14 protein-coding genes are annotated in these 20,783 nt (G+C 66.6%); 6 read left to right on the top strand and 8 right to left on the bottom strand.

What is annotated here, in order from left to right; translation table 11 throughout:
- The first annotated feature begins 105 nt into the window (after window positions 1–105).
- Window positions 106–2,985: a VIT domain-containing protein gene (locus tag BIZ42_RS18335; RefSeq protein WP_070427294.1), complete on the top strand. Its 2,880-nt coding sequence runs from the start codon at window positions 106–108 to the stop codon at window positions 2,983–2,985.
- A gap of 36 nt (window positions 2,986–3,021) precedes the next feature.
- Here the strand turns inward: BIZ42_RS18335 and BIZ42_RS18340 are convergent, their stop codons facing one another.
- Together BIZ42_RS18340 and BIZ42_RS18345 are read right to left on the bottom strand one after the other, a co-directional pair.
- Window positions 3,022–4,014 carry a phosphatase PAP2 family protein gene (locus BIZ42_RS18340; RefSeq protein WP_070427295.1) on the bottom strand — a complete coding sequence of 331 codons (993 nt, stop codon included), beginning with the start codon at window positions 4,012–4,014 and terminating at the stop codon, window positions 3,022–3,024.
- A 9-nt stretch (window positions 4,015–4,023) separates the two neighbouring features.
- Window positions 4,024–5,229: an acyltransferase family protein gene (locus BIZ42_RS18345; protein WP_070427296.1), complete on the bottom strand. Its 1,206-nt coding sequence runs from the start codon at window positions 5,227–5,229 to the stop codon at window positions 4,024–4,026.
- 175 nt (window positions 5,230–5,404) lie between these two features.
- On the opposite strand from BIZ42_RS18345, the gene BIZ42_RS18350 reads away from it, so the two are divergent.
- Complete coding sequence (locus tag BIZ42_RS18350; RefSeq protein WP_019182948.1) at window positions 5,405–6,274, top strand: LytTR family DNA-binding domain-containing protein; 870 nt, start codon at window positions 5,405–5,407, stop codon at window positions 6,272–6,274.
- 50 nt (window positions 6,275–6,324) lie between these two features.
- On the opposite strand, the gene BIZ42_RS18355 is transcribed toward BIZ42_RS18350, so the two are convergent.
- Window positions 6,325–7,074: a M48 family metallopeptidase gene (locus BIZ42_RS18355; protein WP_070427297.1), complete on the bottom strand. Its 750-nt coding sequence runs from the start codon at window positions 7,072–7,074 to the stop codon at window positions 6,325–6,327.
- Between the two features lie 204 nt (window positions 7,075–7,278).
- Between BIZ42_RS18355 and prfB the strand changes: the two genes are divergently transcribed.
- The 4 genes from prfB (at window position 7,279) to BIZ42_RS18375 (ending at window position 13,567) form a co-directional block, all read left to right on the top strand.
- Window positions 7,279–8,404 (top strand): peptide chain release factor 2 gene (gene prfB / locus BIZ42_RS18360; protein ID WP_102788438.1). Its coding sequence is split into 2 segments (ribosomal slippage): window positions 7,279–7,353 and window positions 7,355–8,404, totalling 1,125 coding nucleotides; the frame shifts between segments, so codons are not numbered across the junction.
- A gap of 127 nt (window positions 8,405–8,531) precedes the next feature.
- Entirely contained in the window at window positions 8,532–10,049 is a 1,518-nt protein-coding gene (gene lysS, locus BIZ42_RS18365; protein ID WP_070427298.1) for a lysine--tRNA ligase, read from the top strand.
- A 202-nt stretch (window positions 10,050–10,251) separates the two neighbouring features.
- Window positions 10,252–11,391: a two-component system response regulator gene (locus BIZ42_RS18370; RefSeq protein WP_019182944.1), complete on the top strand. Its 1,140-nt coding sequence runs from the start codon at window positions 10,252–10,254 to the stop codon at window positions 11,389–11,391.
- 1 nt (window position 11,392) lies between these two features.
- Entirely contained in the window at window positions 11,393–13,567 is a 2,175-nt protein-coding gene (locus tag BIZ42_RS18375) for an ATP-binding protein (RefSeq protein WP_046273437.1), read from the top strand.
- A gap of 65 nt (window positions 13,568–13,632) precedes the next feature.
- Here BIZ42_RS18375 and BIZ42_RS18380 read toward each other — a convergent pair whose 3' ends face one another.
- The 5 genes from BIZ42_RS18380 to acnA form a co-directional block, all read right to left on the bottom strand.
- Entirely contained in the window at window positions 13,633–14,502 is an 870-nt protein-coding gene (locus BIZ42_RS18380; RefSeq protein ID WP_070427299.1) for a crotonase/enoyl-CoA hydratase family protein, read from the bottom strand.
- Between the two features lie 158 nt (window positions 14,503–14,660).
- A complete protein-coding gene (locus tag BIZ42_RS18385) occupies window positions 14,661–16,337 on the bottom strand; it encodes a long-chain fatty acid--CoA ligase (protein ID WP_046273435.1) in 1,677 nt (558 codons plus the stop codon).
- A 199-nt stretch (window positions 16,338–16,536) separates the two neighbouring features.
- Complete coding sequence (locus tag BIZ42_RS18390) at window positions 16,537–17,202, bottom strand: AAA family ATPase (protein ID WP_070427300.1); 666 nt, start codon at window positions 17,200–17,202, stop codon at window positions 16,537–16,539.
- Window positions 17,202–17,573 carry a type II toxin-antitoxin system prevent-host-death family antitoxin gene (locus BIZ42_RS18395; protein ID WP_070427301.1) on the bottom strand — a complete coding sequence of 124 codons (372 nt, stop codon included), beginning with the start codon at window positions 17,571–17,573 and terminating at the stop codon, window positions 17,202–17,204. The genes BIZ42_RS18390 and BIZ42_RS18395 overlap by 1 nt, the downstream gene beginning before the upstream one ends.
- 193 nt (window positions 17,574–17,766) lie before the next feature.
- Window positions 17,767–20,523, bottom strand: a complete 2,757-nt coding sequence (gene acnA, locus BIZ42_RS18400; RefSeq protein WP_070427302.1) for an aconitate hydratase AcnA — start codon at window positions 20,521–20,523, stop codon at window positions 17,767–17,769.
- Window positions 20,524–20,783: the final 260 nt, after the last annotated feature.

The raw sequence follows: 20,783 nt of genomic DNA on the forward strand, positions 1-20,783 counted from the left end.
CAGCGCGGATGAGGCGTCCATGACCGGAACAGGCGATTGCCACCGCTCAACCCCGTTGTGGATCGCGGCGCGTTCAATGGAGGGTCATCGGATCAGGAGCGTCACATGGGACTCGCACTGCGCAGTATCGGTCTGCTCGCGCTGCTGTGCTGGCAGCTGCCCAGCGCCCACGCACAGCCACGGCGTTTTCCCTCGCCACGCCCACCCATCCTGCAGGTCGCCGGTGCCGAGGTGCCGGTGCGGTTGACCGAGGCCCACATCGACAGCCGCGTCGTGGCAGGGCTCGGCGAAACCACGATCGAATTGACCTTCCACAATCCCAATGCGCGCGTGCTGGAAGGGCAGCTGGAATTTCCCTTGGCCTACGGCCAGCAGGTGGCCGGTTTCGCACTGGATATCGATGGCACGCTTCGCGATGCGGTGCCGGTACCCAAGGCGCAGGGACGCCAGGTCTTCGAGGCGATCGAACGTCGCCAGGTCGATCCGGGCCTGCTGGAACAGACGGTCGGCAACCAGTTCCGGCTGCGCATCTATCCCATCCCCGCGCGCGGCGAGCGTCGTCTCCGGCTGGTGCTGCGGGACAGCCTGCCGCTTGTGCCGCAGGGTCTGCACTGGTCATTGCCGGTGTCCTTCGCACGCCAGGCCGAGCAACTGACGCTGCGGTTGGAGACCAGCGGCACCGGCCAGCCGATGCCCGTGGGCGTGAATCCACTCGCGTTCACGTTGAAGACCGGTGCCTACGCGGCGCAGTGGCAGGGGCGGGGCGCGGACCTGCCTGCGCAACTGCAGTGGAGCCTGCCGCTCGCGCGCAGCACTGACGTGGTCACCGGGCTGCAGGATGGGCAGCGCTATCTGCTGGCCAGCGTGCCGGTCCGCACCCCGACCGCCGCGCGCGTCCTGCCTGCGCGCATCGGTCTGCTCTGGGATGCCTCCGGTTCGGCCGGTACGCGTAACCGTGCGGCTGAACTGGCCGTGCTGGATCGCTATTTCCAGGCGTTCGGCACGGGCCAGGTCCAGCTGACGGTGCTGCGTGACCGCAGCGAAGCGCCGCGCGAGTTCCCGATCACCCGGGGCAACTGGTCGGCGCTGCGCGAGTACCTGCTGGCGCTGCCTCATGATGGCGCCAGTGCGCTGGGCGACTGGACGCCGAACCGCACGATCGGCGAGTACCTGCTGGTCAGCGATGGCCTGGCCAACTATGGCCGCCAGGCCTTGCCCACCCTGTCGCCTGATCAGCGTTTGTATGCATTGAGCAGCGCCGGTGCGAAGACCGACGCGCCGCGCCTTCGTGCGTGGACCAGCGCCCATCATGGTCAGCTGCTGCAGCTGCGCGACGAGGCGGAGGTGGAGACGGTAATGCCGCTGCTGCTGCGGCAGCCCGCCGAAGTGACCGATGTGCTGGCACGTGGCGTGGAGGACGTGAACGTGGATGCCTCGCGGGCTGCGCAGGGCTGGATTCGCGTCACCGGCCGCGTGCTGCGTCCCGATGCGACGGTGCTGCTGTCCCTGCGTGGTGGCGACAGCGATCCGCAGCCGGTTACGCTCAACGTCGCGAACGCGCGTGCGGTCGACGGCGGCCTGGTCGCTCACGCGTGGGCGAATGACCGGTTGGCAGCACTGGCGGCGGACCCCGCCGGGGCGCCGGAGGCCAACGCGCTGGCCCGGCAGTTCGGGATCGTGACGGCCGATACATCGCTGCTGGTCCTGGAGACGCTGGAGGACTATCTGCGCTATGGCATCCGCCCGCCGGCTCCGCTGCGCGCGGCCTACGACCAGCGCCATGCGTTGACGGTGGCCGACGTGGCAACCGAGCGGAAGCGCCGCCTGGATGGCATCGCCCGCCAGTTCGCCGAGCGCGAGCAGTGGTGGAATACCCGCTGGCCGAAAGATACGCCGCCGCAGCCCAAGCCGGACGTGCACGCTGTCGCCGCGCCGGTGGCCATGGCGATGGCCGCGCCACCGCCGGCACCTGCGGCGCCGATGGCGCTGGACCGTGTAGAGCTGACCGCCTCGGCGGTTGCCGATGAGGCGGAGGCCACCCCCGAGCGCCGCGCCAAATCGGCACCCAGGGCCAACAATGGCCAGATCACACTGACGCTGGCGCCGTGGGCACCGGATTCGGCCTATGCACGCCGCCTGCGCGATGCCACGCCGGCGCAGCTGTATCCGCTGTACCTGCAGGAGCGCGAACAGCACGCCGGCAGCAGCGCGTTCTATCTGGACGTAGCCGATCTGTTGCTGGCCAGCGGACAGCGGGAGCTGGCCCTGCGCGTGCTCTCCAACCTCGCCGAGATGGAACTGGAAAACCGCCACGTGCTGCGCGTGCTCGGCTATCGCCTGATGCAGGCCAAGGCGCCCGCGCTGGCGGTGCCGGTGTTCCGCCAGGTGCTGGCGATGGGCGAGGAAGAGCCGCAGAGTTTCCGTGACCTGGGCCTGGCCCTGGAAGCGGCCGGGCAGTACCAGGCGGCGGTGGATGCGCTCTACGAAGTCGTGGTGCGCCCGTGGGATGGGCGGTTCGACGGCATCTCGCTGATCGCGCTGGACGAACTGACCCGGCTGATCGCGCGCGAGCGTGTGGACGCCTCGGCCATCGATCCACGCCTGCGCCGTGCGATGCCGGTGGACCTGCGCGTGGTGCTGAGCTGGGACAGCGACAACAGCGACATGGACCTGTGGGTCACCGATCCCAATGGCGAGCGCGCCTACTACGGCAACCAGCTGACCTACCAGGGCGGGCAGATGTCGCAGGACTTCACCGGCGGCTATGGCCCGGAGCAGTTCTCGTTGCGCGATGCCAAGCCGGGCATCTACAGGATCGAAGCGAACTACTTCGGCAGCCGCGAGCAGCTGGTCACCGGCGCCACCACATTGATGCTGCGCCTGAGCACCCGATGGGGCAGCCGCGACCAGCGCGACCAGCAGGTCACGCTGCGGTTGAAGGACCGCGCAGAGACGGTGCTGGTCGGGGAGTTCGAGGTGAAGTGAGCACCCGCAAGCGGACCCCGTGAGGGCCGCCGCCGTTTATTCGACGGCGGCGGCCCGTGGCAGGCTGCGCGCCGCCAGCGGCCAGTACCCCGCCAGGGCGATGCCGCCCATGAAGATCGCCGCGTTGCCGATGGCATTGAACACCACCTCCACCACCGCTGCGTCGGGGAGTGCCAGTGCGACGGCGACCGCCTCCAGCACGGGGCTGATGACGAGATACAGCCCGATGACGGCCATGACGCGCCCGATCCGCTGCCACGCTGTGTACGGATCCAGCGGCCAGCCGCGCCAGTGCAGGAAGGCGAAGACCAGCAGCAGCCCCAGATACCGCCCCGCGCTGTCTGCCGGGACGAACGCGGTCGTCAGCGCCGCTGCCGTCACGCAGATGCCGAGGGTGACGAGGATGAGGTGGCGGGTTCGATTGCGATGCGCGGGCGCTGGCAGGCACTGCCAGGCAAGCCAGCCCAAGGCCATCCCGACCAGCCAGCCGCCCAGCACATCGGACAGGAAATGCCGCCCCAGGTACATCCGAGACAGCGCCATCAGCAACGGCCAGCCGATCAGCAGCGCGATTCGCCAGCCAGCACTGCGGATACCGAAGCACAGCACCACGGCCGTCATGGCAGCCGTCGCCACCCCCACATGACCGCTGATGAATCCGTAGTCCGGATCCGGCTGCGCGCGCAGGGAGGCAATCGCCTGATCGGTCGGCAACGACCAGAACGATCCGGCAGCGCCATCGGCGACCAGCGCGTGGTCCGGCCGGCCCTTGTCCAACACGTGGATGTCGACATCGCTGGGGCGGGGCAGGGCGGCACCCTGCTTGATCGCGTGCGTGGCCATCGACATCAGCAGTACCGCCATCATGATGCCCAGCCCCGCGCGAAGACGCACCCCGAAACTGCACACCACGATCAACAGCACGTAAGCCCATTCGTAGCCCAGCGCGCTGACGAAGTTCATCAGCGGCAACATCCATGCGGCATCGAAGAAGGACTGCAGCCATACATGCCAATGGGTCTGGAACATCCGTATTCCTCAGTGCCGGGCCACCGCCCGCGTGACCGGCAACGATAACGGCTCCCGGCGCAGTCCGAACAGTGGACGCAGCCAGCCAACGCGCCGGATCAGCCCTTCGTGCAGCAGCAGGCAACCCGCCACGGTTCCGGCCAGGACCAGCAGTGGCTCCCACCATGGCCCCAGGTGCAGCGGTTTAAGCCAGAACAGCAGCGCGATGATCAGGCTCTGGTGCAGGATGTACCAGGGATACACCGCCTCGGTGCAGTACGGCAGCCAGCGGAACGGGCGATCCAGATACACCTTGGCCCAGCCGAGCAGGGTCAGCAGCACGGCCCACAGGTACAGCGACTGGCTGGCCATCACCTGCAGCGTCCAGACACTGTCCGGCCACTGCCGCAGCACCGAATCGGCCGGCAAGACCCGCCCCAGGAGGCGGATGCCGAAGTACCAGCTCGCGGCAATGATCGCCACCCACAGGGTGGTCCGGCGCAGCTCGACCACGCGCGCCCAGAACGGGGTGGCGCGGGCAAGCAGGTAGCCGGCCAGGAATACCGTGCCGTACTTGGCGTGCTGGTACCAATCGCCGAACAGCAGGTTGGTGGACGGGAACCGGGGATCGAGCCAGGCCACCCAGCCGAAGGAGAGCAGGCTGGGCACCCCGATCAGCAGCGGCGCCGGCGCACGGGCGAAGCGCTCCACGGCGCGATGCACGGCAGCGGTATCCAGCACCGGCATCAGCAAGGCCAGCACCAGCGTGTAGACCCATAGGTAGGCCAGGTACCACAGGTGGTTCCAGGTGATGCGCAGCTGCCAGCCGGCAAAGCTGTCCTGCGGCCAGGCCGGCATCTGCCAGTAGCGCAGCAGGAACGCGCCGAAGCCGGGCTCGATGCGGCCGTTGGTCAATGCCTCGCAGTAGGGTTGGATCGGCACCACCACCCACATCCCGAACACCAGCGGCAGCAGCAACCGCCACGAGCGCAGCACGGCAAAGCGCACGATGCGTGTCTCCGGCCGCATCAAGGCGATGGCGATGCCCGAGAGCAGAAACAACAGCTGCATCCGCCAGCGGTTGACCAGCAGCATCGGCCATTGCAGCCACTCGGCGGTGTGATCGCTCTTGAGATGGAACCCCCAGCCGTCCACGTAGGCCATGGCGGTGTGATACAGGATGAGCAGGGCGAAGGCGAGTACGCGCAGGGCGTCGATGTCGTGGCGGCGTGGCATGGACGGGGCAGGGAGGGCAGGAGCCTCCACGGTGCGCACTGGCAGGAGGTTCGGCCACGCCAAAGGGCTCTGCCGTGGGTGCCAAGTGACCAATGGCGGTCGCCAAGGGACGGGCGGGGCGCACTACCATGGTGTGATGAGTCAGGCTGACGACCCTTTGCGAATGGACGATTCAATGGCGAACGGACGTGCCGCGCGGTGGCGGCCGGGTGCGCGGATGCTGGTGTGGTCGGTGATCCTGCTGACCACCGCGGTGGCCAATGCGCTGGTGGAAGTGATGGATGCGGGGCGCCGTGGCGAAGACCTGGGCCTGTGGCAGCCGATGATCTGGGAGCTGAGCAGCGTCACGATGATCCTGCTGACGCTGCCGGTCCTGTGGTGGGGCTGCCAGCGTTGGCCGCTGCATGCCGATACCTGGAAGCGCCGCCTGCCGCTGTACCTGCTGGCCAGCGTGGCGTGGTCGCTGGTGCATGTCACCGGGATGATGGGGCTGCGCCATCTCGCTTATGCCGCGCTCGGCTACCACTACCAGGACGATGCCAGCTGGCCGGTACGCCTGGTGTACGAGTACCTCAAGGATGTGCGTGCGTTCTTCACCTTCGTGGCGATCGAGCATTTCTTCAGCTGGTTCGGACGGCGCCGGCAGGGCGAGGCGCATCTGCTGGCCGCGCCGGACGATGCGCCGCCGGTGGACGCCGTGGAGCGCCCGGAACGGTTCCTGGTGCGCAAGCTGGGGCGCGACTTCCTGGTCGCCACCGGTGATATCGAATATGCCCAGGCGGCCGGCAACTACGTCAATCTGCGGGTGCGCGGGCACGACTACCCGCTGCGCAGCACCATGGCGGCACTGGAAGAACGATTGGATCCGGCCGTGTTCGTGCGGGCCCACCGCAGCTGGCTGGTGAACGTGCGGCACCTGGTCTCGATCGAGCCGCTGGACGGGGGCGAGGCCTTGCTGCACATGGACGATGGTGGGCGCGTACCGTGCAGTCGCCGGCAGCTGCCCTCGTTCCGGCAGGCGCTGGCGGTGCAGGCAACGGCCTGACCCGGCCTGGCTGACCGGCACCCTGGCGGAGCAGGGTGCCGGCAGGGAACTCAGCGCTTGCTGTCTTTCTTGATCATCGCGTCGATGCGCCCGGCGCGGGCTTCCGAGCCCGGGTGGGAGGACATCAGGCCGCCCTTGCTGGACAGCTTGCGGAACATGCTGGCCAGGGCGGCCGGGTCGTACTGGTGGCGCTTCATGAAGCGGTAGCCGTATTCGTCGGCAGCGCTTTCTTCCTTCTGCGAGAACTGCGCGTTGACGAAGCCCTCGGCCAGTTCGCCGAGCTGGCCCTGGGTCAGGGTGGCGATATTGGCATTGCCCGAGGCGGCCAGCGTGTCGCGACCGGCCGAGGCCAGCAGTGCGGTACGCATCTTGGTCTTGGAGTGGCCCAGCTTGACGTGGCCGATCTCGTGGCCGATCACGCCACGCACTTCGTCGTCCGAGGCCATGTCCATCAGGCCCGAGTACACGCGCACGCAGCCGTTGGCCATGGCCCAGGCATTGACGTCGTCGGTCAGGTAGACCTTGAAGTTGAGGTTCATGCCGTCTTCGTTGGCCAGGCCCTGGGTGATCCTGGCCAGGCGCTGGGCGTAGGGCGAGTTGGCGGGGGCGACCTTGTTCTGCTGGTCCATGTAGACGCAGGCTTCGTCGGCGGCCTTGGCCACGTCCTGGTCGGACAGGGTGAGCGCCTGGCCGGCCTTCAGGCCGGTGCTGGTCAGCTGCTTGAGGTCCAGGGCCGAAGCGCCGGTGGAGGCGGTCAGGCAGGCGAAGGCCAGCAGCAGGGCGGAGGATGACGTCCTCATCGGGGTGGTGCTCCATGTAGTGCGTTGGGGGACGCCGCGGGCAGGGGGCCGCGCGGCGGGGCCGAAGTCTACCGTCTGGCCGGGCGCCCGTGTTCAGCGATCTCGCTTTCCTGCCCGCCGGCGGGTACCTGCCGCCCCGGCCACCGCCGGAAAGGCCCGGATAGGCTATGATGGACAGTCTTTTCGCACGCATTAATCGCCGACATGATCGAGCTCAATCCTGTCCGCCAGCGCATCACCGATCTCACCGATCGCGTGCTCTCGCTCAGGGGGTATCTTTGACTACGACGCCAAGAAAGAGCGTCTGGAAGAAGTAACCCGGGAACTGGAAAACCCGGATATCTGGAACAACGCCGAGTACGCCCAGAACCTTGGCCGCGAACGCGCCAACCTGGACAAGACCGTGGGCGGCATCGCCACGATCCTCGACGGCCTGACCGAGTCGGGCGAACTGCTGGAACTGGCCGAAAGCGAACAGGACGAAGAAACCGCCCTGGCCGTGGTCAGTGACCTGGACAAGTACCAGAAGCACGTGGAGCAGCTGGAGTTCCAGCGCATGTTCTCCGGCCAGATGGACAACGCCGCGGCGTTCGTCGATATCCAGGCCGGCGCCGGCGGTACCGAAGCCCAGGACTGGGCCGAGATCCTGCTGCGCATGTACCTGCGCTGGTGCGAATCGCGCGGCTGGAAGACCGAGCTGATGGAAGTCTCCGGCGGCGACGTCGCGGGCATCAAGTCGGCCACGCTGCGCGTGGAAGGCGATTACGCCTACGGCTGGCTGAAGACCGAGACCGGCGTGCACCGCCTGGTGCGCAAGTCGCCGTTCGATTCGGACAACCGCCGCCACACCAGCTTCACCTCGGTGTTCGTGTCGCCGGAAGTCGATGACAACATCGAGATCGACATCAACCCCGCCGACCTGCGCACCGATGTGTACCGCTCCTCCGGCGCCGGTGGCCAGCACGTCAACAAGACCGAGTCGGCGGTGCGTATCACGCACATTCCGACCAATACGGTCGTGGCCTGCCAGACCGGCCGCAGCCAGCACCAGAACCGCGACAACGCGATGAAGATGCTGGCCGCCAAGCTGTACGAGCTGGAGATCCAGAAGCGCAATGCCGAGCGTGATGCGGTGGAAGCCACCAAGTCCGATATCGGCTGGGGCAGCCAGATCCGCAACTACGTGCTCGACCAGAGCCGTATCAAGGACCTGCGCACCGGCATCGAACGCTCCGATACGCAGAAGGTGCTGGACGGCGACCTCGACGAATTCGTCGAAGCCAGCCTGAAGTCCGGCCTGGCCGTGGGTGCCAAACGCACCGACGCCTGACCGTCGGGGCCGCCACGCGCGGCCCCGATCCGTTGTGCCCGGGCCGCGCCCGGTTTCGCAATCCGCCCCGACCATCGGCATGATGGCGGGGACCGTACCTCCCCCCCGACATACATAGACCCACGCCATGAACGATCAGACCGCCTCGCCGCAGCCCCCCGTCGACGAGAACAGCCTCATCGCCGAGCGCCGCGCGAAACTGACCGCCCTGCGCGGGCAGGGCATTGCCTACCCGAACGATTTCCGCCGCGAGCACTTCGCCGGCACCCTGCAGGCCGAGTTCGCCGATGCAGAGCAGTGGACCGCCGAAGCGCTGGAGGCCAGCGACCGCCAGGTCAAGATGGCCGGCCGCCTGATGGCCAAGCGCGTGATGGGCAAGGCAAGCTTCGCCCAGATCCAGGACGAGTCCGGCCGCATCCAGCTGTTCCTGCAGGGCAGCACGCTGGGCGATGCCTACACCGCCTTCAAGGGCTGGGACGTGGGCGACATCATCGCCGTGGAGGGCGGGCTGACCCGGACCAAGACCGGTGAGCTGTCGGTCAAGGCCACCAGCATCCGCCTGCTGACCAAGTCGCTGCGCCCGCTGCCGGACAAGTGGCACGGCCTGGCCGACGTGGAGCAGCGCTACCGCCAGCGCTATGTCGACCTGATCGTGACTCCGGAGTCGCGCGAGGTGTTCATCAAGCGCTCGCGGATCATCCGCGCCATGCGCGCGTGGCTGGACAACCGCGACTTCCTGGAAGTCGAAACGCCGATGATGCATTACATCCCCGGCGGCGCCACGGCCAAGCCGTTCACCACCCACCACAACGCGCTGGACCTGGACCTGTACCTGCGCGTGGCCCCGGAGCTGTACCTCAAGCGCCTGGTCGTGGGTGGCCTGGAGCGCGTGTACGAGATCAACCGCAACTTCCGCAATGAGGGCGTGAGCACCCGCCACAACCCGGAATTCACCATGATGGAGCTGTACGAGGCCTACGCCACGTACACCGAAGTGATGGACCTGACCGAAGGCGTGATCCGTGACGTGGCCAGCAAGGTGCTGGGCACCACCACGGTGGAGTGGGACGGTGCCACCATCGACCTGGCCCCGGCGTTCCGCCGCTGGCGCATGGACGAGGCGGTTCGCCACCACAACCCGGAGATCAGCGCCGCCGACTGCACCGACCGCGATGCGCTGGCCGCCCACTGCGAGCGCCTGAAGATCCGCATCAAGCCGTCCTACGGCTGGGGCAAGCTGCTGCTGGAGATCTTCGAGGCCACCGTCGAGCACACCCTGATCCAGCCGACCTTCATCACCGACCACCCGGTCGAGGTCTCGCCGCTGGCCCGCGCCAACGATGACCAGCCCGGCTACACCGACCGCTTCGAGCTGTTCATCAACGGCAAGGAGCTGGCCAATGGCTTCTCCGAGCTGAACGACCCGGAAGACCAGGCGGCCCGGTTCCAGGCCCAGGTCACGGCCAAGGAAGGCGGCGATGACGAGGCCATGCACTATGACGCCGATTACATCCGCGCGCTGGAGTACGGCATGGCCCCGACCGGCGGCCTGGGCATCGGCATCGACCGTCTGGTGATGCTGCTGACCGGCAGCAGTTCGATCCGCGACGTGCTGCTGTTCCCGTACATGCGTCCGGAAAACTGAGAATTGGGTCCGGGCGTGCTTGGGGCACGTCCGGCGCGGGGGTTCCGCTGCCGTGGCCGCGCGGGTATGGTTTCTGCGTGGCCTTAACAGGCGCTATGGCGTGATGGCCACAGACCATGACGGGTTGCAGGGAGATGCCGACACCGGCGTCACACTGTGACGACGATCATGAACTGGGGTGTTCATGACGGGAGGCGGACCGATGCAAGGTGCCAGTGTGCAGAGCGGCGGAGTATCCTCTTCGCAGCATGTTCCAGTGTGGTCAAGGAAGAAGGCAGAAGCAGCCTTGAATATTGTCATCGTTGACGATCAGACGTCCGCGCGTACCATGCTGCGCCATGTCATCGAGGACATCGCGCCGGAACTGTCCGTGCACGACTTCGGCGATCCGCTGACGGCGCTTGCCTGGTGCGAGTCGCACGCCGTGGATCTGCTGTTGCTCGATTACCGCATGCCGGAGATGGACGGGCTGGAGTTCGCCCGCCGCTTCCGCCGCCTGCCCAAGCACCGCGACATCCCCGTGATCCTGATCACCGTGGTCGGCGACGAGCCGATCCGCCAGGCCGCGCTGGAGGCCGGGGTGATCGATTTCCTGGTCAAGCCCATCCGCCCGCGCGAACTGCGCGCGCGCTGCTACAACCTGTTGCAGCTGCGCCAGCAGTCGGAGAACGTCAAGCAGCGCGCGCTGTCGCTGGAGCAGCGCCTGCTGGCCAGCATGCACGAGGTGGAGGAGCGCGAGCGCGAGACGCTGTCGCGGCTGGCGCGGGCGATCGAATTCCGTGATGCCGGCACCAGTGCCTACCTGGAGCGCATGGCGCATGTCGCCGGGCTGATCGCCGAGCAGCTCGGGCTGCCGGAAGAAGAGGTCAAGCTGATCGAGATGGCGGCGCCCCTGCACGACATGGGCAAGATCGCCATTCCCGATGCGGTCCTGCTCAAACAGGGCAAGCTGAGCGATGAGGAGCAGGCGATCATGCGCCGGCACCCGCGGATCGGCTACGAGCTGCTGAGTGGCAGCCAGAACCGTTTCATCCAGGTCGGGGCCCTGATCGCACTGCGCCACCATGAGCGTTACGACGGCAGCGGCTACCCGGATGGGCTGGTCGGCGATGCGATTCCGCTGGAAGCGCGGATCGTGGCGGTGGCCGATGTGTTCGACGCGCTGATCTCACCGCGTCCGTACAAGGAAGCATGGACCATGGAAGCCACGCTGGCGTATCTGTATGCCCAGCGGGGCCGGTTGTTCGATCCGCGCTGCGTCGATGCCCTGCTGCGCGGCCGCCTCCAGCTTGATGAGATCTGCGCACAGCACTCCACCGCGTCATCCCGCCCGGGGATGTGATATGCGTCGTCTGTACCCGCGCCTGAAGCACCGCCTGGCGCAGCGCCCGGATACCGAACACGGCCAGGCGATCGTGCGCATCGTGCTGATCACCCTGATCCTGCTGTATGTGCTCATGCCGGGGCCGCGCCACGACCTGCCCCCGGCGCAGTACCACGGGGTGCTGGCGATCGTGCTGACCGGCCTGACCCTCTCGCTGGGGCTGTTCGGCTGGTTGCTGTGGCGGCCGGGACGCTCGGACCCGCGCCGGGTGGCCGGCATGCTCGCCGATTACGGGCTGATCGCCGCCGGCATGGTGCAGATGGGCGAGCCACTGGCCTGGGTCTACATCGTGGTGATGTGGGTGACGGTCGGCAACGGCATGCGCTACGGCAACAACTATCTGTACGTCGCGGTGGCGATGGCGATGGTCAGCTTCGGCAGCACCGCACTGCTGACCCCGTACTGGCATCAGAACGCGCGGCTGGCATTCGGCCTGTGGCTGGGCCTGGCGGCGGTGCCGCTGTATTTCTCCACGCTGCTGCGCCAGCTCACCCGTGCGATGGCCGAGGCACGCCGCGCGAGCGAGGCCAAGAGCCGTTTCCTGGCCAACATGAGCCACGAGTTCCGCACGCCGCTCAACGGCCTGTCGGGCATGACCGAGCTGCTGGCCACCACCAAGCTCGATGACGAGCAGCGCGAGTGTGTGAACACCATCCAGGCGTCCTCGCGCAGCCTGCTGGCGCTGGTGGAGGAAGTGCTCGATATCTCCGCGATCGAAGCGGGCAAGCTGCGCGTGACCGCCGAGGACTTCGCGCTGGCCGATGTGATCCAGGCCATCGGGTTGATCCTGCTGCCGCAGGCCAAGGCCAAGCGGCTGGATTACCGGGTCAAGGTGGCCGATACCGTGCCGCCGCTGCTGCGCGGTGACCTGGGTCACCTGCGGCAGATCCTGCTCAACATCGCCGGCAACGCGGTCAAGTTCACCGACCACGGCCGTGTCGAAATCCGCGTGGCCGTGCTCGATGCCGAATCCAACGGCGGGGTGCGCCTGCGGTTCGACATCCTCGACACGGGCATCGGTGTCGCCCCGGAGATGCGCCCGCGCCTGTTCGAAGCGTTCGAGCAGGCCGACGTCAGCATGGCGCGCCGCCACGAAGGCACCGGCCTGGGCACGACCATCGCCAAGGGCCTGGTCGAGGCGATGGGCGGGGACATCGGCTACGAAGAGAACCCGCCGCAGGGCAGCCATTTCTGGTTCGAGCTGCCGTTCGCGCCGCCGCGCGTGCCGCTGGGCACGGTCACCCCGGCGCTGGTCGGCGACGGGCTGCCGGACCGCAACGGCAATGTGATTGCGTTTGCCGACCCGTTCCTGCGCCACCGCGCGCGCGTGCGCAGCATGCACATCCTGGTCGCCGATGATCACGAGGCCAACCGGATGGTGCTGCAGCGCCTGCTGCAGAAGGCCGGCCACAAGGTGCTGTGCGTCAACGGCGGTGAAGCGGTGCTCGATGCGATGGCCGAGAGTGATTTCGATGCCGCCATCGTGGATCTGCACATGCCCGGCATGAGTGGCCTGGACATGCTCAAGGAACTGCGCGTGATGCAGGCCGGTGGCGGTCCGCGCACGCCGGTGCTGGTGCTCAGCGCCGACGTCACGCCCGAGGCCATCCAACGCTGCACCCAGGCCGGCGCGCATACGTTCCTGGCCAAGCCCGTGGTCGCGGTGCGGCTGCTGGATGTGCTTGCCGATATCGCCTCCAACGGCCAGCTCAAGGCCAGCGCACCGATCGTGCGTACCGCTACCGTGCTGGATGGTGTACTGGACCCGGGCGTGCTCGACGAGCTGGCCTCGCTCGGCATGGGCGACGGTTTCGAACGGGAGTTCATCCGCCAATGCCTGGCCGATGCCGACCAGTGCATCGGCGTGGCACTGGCCGACGGCGAGCGCAGCGACTGGGTCCATTTCCGCGAGCAGGCGCACGCGATCAAGGGCGTGGCCAGCAATCTGGGCCTGGTCCGCGTTGCCAACCGCGCCGGGGATCTGATGCGCATGGCCGACTGGCAGCTCAAGAGCGAATGGCGGCAGCGCGTGACCCTGCTGCAGGCCGGCATCAAGGAAGGCCGGCAGGCGCTGGATGCGCGTGCGCAACGCAAGGCGCAGGGGCAGGCCGACGACGGCGGCGACATGCGCTGAGTGGGGCTGAAATAAAAAAAAGCCCGGCGGCAGCCGGGCTTGAACAACACAGGGGAGGGGATGGCTCAGGCGACGTCGAGGGTGGCGCGGCGGGTCTGGGCCTTGATCAGGCGGTCCATGGTGCGCAGCGACTTGTCGCCCAGCGCAAGGGCGGAGTCCACCCAGACCTTGGTGATTTCCAGCAGTTCGTCATAGCGCACGGCCTGGGCCAGGTTGCGCGCGGCGTTCATCGCCAGATACGAATGCGGAATGCGCTGGTGCTGGCGGATCAGATCTTCCACGGCCTTGACGCCCTGGCCCTTGGGCACCAGCACATCGACCACGCCCATGGCATGCATCTCTTCGGAGGAATACACGCGGCCGTCGAGGATGATCTTCTCGGCCAGCTGCGGGGCCACGCGCTTGCACAGGAAGGAATAGGCGCCCATGCCCGGGAACAGCCCGAACAGCACTTCCGGCAGGCCCATGCCGCAGCCTTCCTCGGCCACGATGGTGTGGCAGGCCAGCGCCATCTCCAGGCCACCGCCGAGGGCATCGCCCTGGATCAGCGCGATCGAGCGCACGTCGCCACCGAAGCCGGTGTGCAGGTGGTGCACGCCTTCCACGCAACGCTGCGCATAGGTCAGCAGGCGGTCGCGGTTGCCCTCGCGGATCAGGCGGGTGAACAGGTCCAGATCACCGCCCAGGTTGTAGGCATTGGCATCGGAGGCGAGCACGAAATGGCGCAGCTTGCCGCTGTTGCGCTCGGCCGGGCTGCGGGTGATCGCGCTCATGAAGTTCCACATTTCATCGAGCATGTCCTTGCGGCAGCACGGGCGGATGCCGCTGGCGGCATCGGCATGCATGAACAGCCAATGGGCATCGTCGTTGCCGGTGGTTTCAGTGCGGATGGTGGCGTAGCGGTGGTTGACGGGCAGCTTTTCAATGGTGCTCATGGCGATTTCCTCGGAGGCTGGCCCGCTGGGAGGACGGTGGGCGGCGGGCCTGACGGGTCCACACGCCGCGATCCTACACCCCCGGCATCTCACGCAATGCAAAAGGCCCCCGCCGTTGCCGGCAGGGGCCCTGTGAAGATGCAGCCGTTGGGGAACCGTTACGGCGCAGGGGTATCGCGCAGTTCGCGGCGCAGGATCTTGCCGACGTTGGTCTTGGGCAGTTCCTTGCGGAACTCCACGATCCGCGGGTGCTTGTAGCCGGTCAGGTTCGCGCGTGCATGTTCCTTGACCATCTCGGCGGTGAGGTTGGGGTCCTTCTTGACGATGACCACCTTGACCACTTCACCGGACTTCTCATCGGGCACGCCCACCGCCGCGACTTCGAGCACGCCGGGCATCATCGCGATGACGTCTTCGACCTCATTGGGGTACACGTTGAAGCCGGACACCAGGATCATGTCCTTCTTGCGGTCCACGATGTAGAAGAAGCCCTGCTCATCCATCCGTGCCATGTCGCCGGTGTGCAGCCAGCCCTCGGCGTCCACCGCCTGCGCGGTATCTTCCGGGCGCTGCCAGTAGCCCTTCATTACCTGCGGGCCCTTGATGCACAGCTCGCCGACTTCGCCGACGGCCAGCGTCTTGCCGGCGTCATCCTTGACGCAGGCATCGGTGGACGGGATCGGCAGGCCGATAGCACCGTTGTACTCGGCCAGGTCGAGCGGGTTGATGCAGGCGGCCGGCGAGGTCTCGGTCAGGCCATAGGCCTCGACCAGGGTGACGCCGGTGACCTTCTTCCAACGCTCGGCGACGGCGCGCTGCACCGCCATGCCGCCGCCCAGGGTGACCTTCAGCGAGGAGAAATCGACCTCGTCGAAGCCCGGCGTGTTGAGCAGGCCGTTGAACAGCGTGTTGACACCGGTGATCGCGGTGAAGCGGGTCGCCTTGAGCTCCTTGACGAAGCCCTTCATGTCGCGCGGGTTGGTGATCAGGTAGTTGCAGCCACCGAACTTCATGAAGACCAGCCCGTTCGCCGTCAACGCGAAGATGTGGTACAGCGGCAGGGCGGTGATGATCACCTCCTTGCCCATCTCGATCCCCGAGGCGGAGATCCAGGCCGAGGCCTGCTGCATGTTGGCGACCAGGTTGCGGTTGGTCAGCATCGCGCCCTTGGCCACGCCGGTGGTGCCGCCGGTGTACTGCAGGAAGGCGACATCGTCGTGGTCGATCTCGACCTTGGGCAGGGTGTGGCGGCTGCCCAGCTTGAGCGCCTGGTTGAAGCGGATCGCGCCGCGCAGGCTGTAGTTGGGCACCATCTTCTTGATGTACTTCAGGACGAAGTTCACCACGATGCCCTTGGCGCCGAGCATGTCGCCCAGGCCGGTGGTCACCACCTGCTTGATCGGGGTGTCGGCAATGACCTGCTGCACGGTGTCGCAGAAGTTGTCCACGACCACCAGCACGGCCGCGCCGGAATCCACCAGCTGGTGCTTGAGCTCGCGGGCGGTGTAGAGCGGGTTGACGTTGACCACGGTCAGGCCGGCACGCAGCACGCCGAACGTGGCGATCGGGTACTGCAGGCAGTTGGGCATCATCAGGGCAACGCGGTCGCCCTTCTTGAGCTGCAGCTCACCCAGCAGATAGGCGGCGAACTGTTCGACCAGTGCGTCCGTTTCCCCGTAGGTCAGGACCTTGCCGAAACTGGAGTAGGCGGGGCGGTCGCGGAACTTGGCCACCGAAGTGTCGAAGACGGCCGAGACCGAATGGAACTCGTTGACGTCGATCTCGGCGGGTACGCCTTTGGGATAGCTCTGCAGCCAGGGTCGTTCCAGACTCATATTCCCCCTCCAGGAAACGTGGATGATGTAAAGCGATGACGGAGAGTATCCGTCGTTTCATGCCTCGGCAGCATACCGTCCCGAATGGAAAACGCGAAGGGCCGGTGAACAACGGCGGCAGCGGGGCCGCGGGGCAGGGTGGCGCCGGCGATAAATGACGTTTGCAGCCGCATGTGTTCGCTCATCCGTCCATCCCTGCTCATCGCGGCGGCTCGTCAGCGCAGGTGTCGTGGCACTGCAGTGCAGCTTCCAGCACCGGCACGGCCCAGTCGGGTGTCTGCCGCAGTTGGGCGGCGTCATCGGCCGCAGGCCAGGTCAAACGGCCACCGTCCATCTGCAGCACAAGCTGTGGATCGGCAACCGGCTGGCCAGGACCGGCCTCTACACTGTTGTCGTACACCTGCAGCTGTGCAAGCGCTGGCAGCAGGGCGATCAGGTTCTGCAGCGCCAACGGGTAGCGGCGGTGGATGTCCGCATCGCTGATCGGGTGGCCACCGGCCGCAACGCGTGCGCGCACCCGTGCGATGTGCTGCTGGGGCGAGGCCAGGCCGCAGTACCAGACCAGTACGTCATGCGTGGCGCAGGCCTCGGCCAGGGTCGCGGCGATCGACTGCCCGCCCAGGGTGGTTTCGAAGGCGTGGTTGCGGCGTTCGGCGATGGCAGAGCGCAGCCGGCTGAAGCCTTCCGTCCACGCCCGGCCATTGGCCTCGCGCTGATTCATGCCGAATTCGCGGCACAGCTGGCGGGCCCAGTCGTCGGGATTGAACCAGTCCAGACCCGCCTGGCGGAGCAGATGCCCCCCAATGGAGCTCTTGCCTGCGCCGTTGACCCCTGCCAGCACGAACAGGAAGGGCCGTGCAGGCATCAGTAACCGCTGCCTGCGGCCACCTTGCCCTTGAGGCGTGCCGGCTTGCGCAGCAGCGCGCGCGCCTTGTTGGCGGCCGCGGCGCTGTCCAGCACGGCAAGGCGATCATCGAAGCGCTGACGGAGCTGCTGCAGGGCCGGGGCCTGTTCGCGCAGGGACGCGAGGTCCCGCTGCAACGACACAACCTCGGCCTGCATGGCCTGGTACTGCTGGGCGGACAGAATGACGGCCTGCGGCTCGTTGTGATTGGTGACCAGTACGGCCTGCTGTTCGCGGACGTCCTGCATCACCTTGCGCCAGTGCTCCTTCACCGTCGAGGCGGTGGTGCGGGTCAGCTCGGTGATCGGGTCGAACTTGAGCGCGTGCAGCATGGCGGCGGCTCCCTGGCGGATGGCGCCCAGTGTAGCCCGATCCGTACGAATTGGGAGAAATATGGGATTTATGAAATTTATGAAAATGAAGACTGGCGGCGGGAACGCCAAACAGCAGCAAGGGGGCGTGTGCCCCCTTGCTGTCGTGCGATCCCTCTACCGGAGAGGGCGTAACTGGCGCCGTGCCAGGCGCTTACTTCTTTCCGGCCAACTGACGCAGCACGTACTGCAGCAGGCCGCCATGCTTGAAGTACTCCACTTCCTTCGGCGTGAGCAGCATCACGTGGGCCTCGAAGGTCTTCTTCGTGCCATCGGCCTTGGTCGCGGTAAGGGTGGCCGTCTTGCTGGCACCATCCTCCAGGCCGGTGATGTCGATTACTTCCGAACCATCCAGGCCCAGGCTCTGGGCGTTGTCGCCGTTCTTGAACTGCAGCGGCAGCACGCCCATGCCGACCAGGTTGGAGCGGTGGATGCGCTCGAAGCTCTCGGCGATGACCGCCTTGACGCCCAGCAGGTTGGTGCCCTTGGCCGCCCAGTCGCGCGAGGAGCCGGTGCCGTATTCCTTGCCGGCGAAGACGACCAGCGGGACGCCCTCGGCCTTGTACTTGACCGCCGCATCGTAGATCGCCAGCTTCTGCGGCTCGCCGCCATCGTTCGGGAAGTACAGGGTGTTGCCGCCTTCTTCGCCGCCGAACATCAGGTTCTTGATGCGGATGTTGGCGAAGGTGCCGCGCACCATGACGTCATCGTTGCCGCGGCGGCTGCCGTAGCTGTTGAAATCGGCCGGCTGCACGCCGCGCTCCTGCAGGAAGCGGCCCGCCGGGGAATCCTTCTTGATGTTGCCGGCCGGGGAGATGTGATCGGTGGTGATCGAATCGCCGAACAGGCCCATCACCCGCGCCCCGTGCACGTCGTCGATGTGGCCGACGTCCATGGTCATGCCTTCGAAGTAGGGCGGGTTCTTGATGTAGGTCGAGCTGCCGTCCCACTCATACAGATCGCCATCGGGCGACTTGATGGTGTTCCAGCGGGTGTCGCCCTTGAACACGTCGGCATAGTTCTTCTTGAACATCTCAGGCCCGATGGTCGCGGCAATCACATCGCCGATTTCCTTGTTGCTCGGCCAGATATCGCGCAGGTACACCGGCTGCCCATCGCTGCCCGTGCCCAGCGGCTCGGTGGTCAGGTCGATGTCGGTGGTGCCGGCGATGGCGTAGGCGACGACCAGCGGCGGGCTGGCCAGGTAGTTCATTTTGACTTCCGGGTGCACGCGGCCTTCGAAGTTGCGGTTGCCCGACAGCACCGAGGCCACGACCAGGTCACCGGCGGCAATGCCGGCACTGACTTCGGTCGGCAGGGGGCCGGAGTTGCCGATGCAGGTGGTACAGCCGTAGCCGACCACGTAGAAGCCGACCTTCTCCAGCTCGGTCAGCACACCGGCTTTTTCCAGGTAATCGGTGACCACGCGCGAGCCTGGGCCGAGCGAGGTCTTGACCCACGGCTTGCGGTCCAGGCCCTTGGCCGCCGCGTTGCGGGCGAGCAGGCCGGCACCGATCATCACCGCCGGGTTGGAGGTGTTGGTGCACGAGGTGATCGCGGCGATGACCACCGCGCCATCCTTCAGCCGGAATTTCTGGCCATCCAGTTCGACATCGCTGTAACCCTTGGCCAGCTGTTCGTTGCCGACCGCCGCGCCGCCACCTTCGTTGACGAACTTGGCGACATCATCGTTGCGCTTGTCGCGGTTGGTGGTCAGGCCGACGAGGTTCTCGCGGTAGTTCTGCTTGACGTCTTCCAGCAGCACGCGGTCCTGCGGGCGCTTCGGGCCAGCCAGCGACGGCTTGACCTGGCCCATGTCCAGTTCCAGCGTGGCGCTGTAGCTGGCGTGCGCGGTGTTGGCGTCATGCCACAGGCCCTGGGCCTTGGCATAGGCTTCCACCAGCGCGATCTGCTCCTCGCTGCGGCCGGACAGGCGCAGGTAGGTCAGTGATTCTTCATCGATCGGGAAGATGCCGCAGGTGGCGCCGTACTCCGGGGCCATGTTGCCGATCGTGGCACGGTCGGCCAGCGGCAGGTGCTGCAGGCCTTCGCCGAAGAACTCCACGAACTTGCCGACCACGCCGTGCTTGCGCAGCATCTGGGTGACGGTCAGCACCAGATCGGTGGCGGTGGCGCCTTCGGGCATGCGGCCGGTCAGCTTGAAGCCGACCACCTGCGGGATCAGCATCGACGACGGCTGGCCCAGCATGGCCGCCTCCGCTTCGATGCCGCCCACGCCCCAGCCGAGCACGCCGATGCCATTGATCATGGTGGTGTGGCTGTCGGTGCCGAACACGGTGTCCGGGTACGCAACGGCCTTGCCATCCTTGTCTGCGGTCATCACCACGCGGGCCAGGTTTTCCAGGTTCACCTGATGGACGATGCCGGTGTTGGGCGGCACCACCTTGAAATTGTCGAACGCCTTCTGGCCCCAGCGCAGGAAGCCGTAGCGTTCCTGGTTGCGCTGGAATTCGATCTTGCCGTTGAGATCCAGCGCATCGGGCGTACCGAACACATCGACCTGCACCGAGTGATCGATCACCAGCTCGGAGGGGATCTGCGGGTTGATCTGCTCCGGGCGTCCGCCGAGCTTGACCACGGCATCACGCATCGCGGCCAGATCGACCACGCAGGGCACGCCGGTGAAATCCTGCAGCACCACGCGCGCGGGCATGAACGCGATCTCGATGTCCGGTTCGGCCTTGGGATCCCACTGGGCGACGGCCTGGATGTGGTCCTTGCCGACGGTCACGCCGCCATCCTCGTGCCGGAGCAGGTTCTCCAGCAGGATCTTCATCGAGTAGGGCAGGTGGGAGATGTCGAACGTCTGTCCGAGCTTGGGCAGGCTGAAGTAGTCGTAGGTGGTGCCGCCGACGTCCAGCTGGCTGCGGGTGGAGAACGAATCGCTCATTGCAGATGACTCCTCTTGCGGATGGCTTGCGTTGGCCCGCCCGAGGCAGACCTGCTTGCGTTCGCCGCTGACCGGTAGGCCCGCGATCGTCCTGAGTATGAACGATTCAGGGCGGTGCCCACCTGCGGCAGTTGGTCTCAGGCTACATGGAGATATGTATCCCTCATGTCACGGATGAGACAGATCCTTTCTGTGCCAAGGGTCTTGGCGGCCAGATCAGTACTCCAGTGGAAGTATGCCCCCGGAAGTATGTATAATTT

The organism is Stenotrophomonas sp. LM091 (assembly GCF_001806305.1).
Lineage (GTDB): Bacteria > Pseudomonadota > Gammaproteobacteria > Xanthomonadales > Xanthomonadaceae > Stenotrophomonas > Stenotrophomonas bentonitica_A.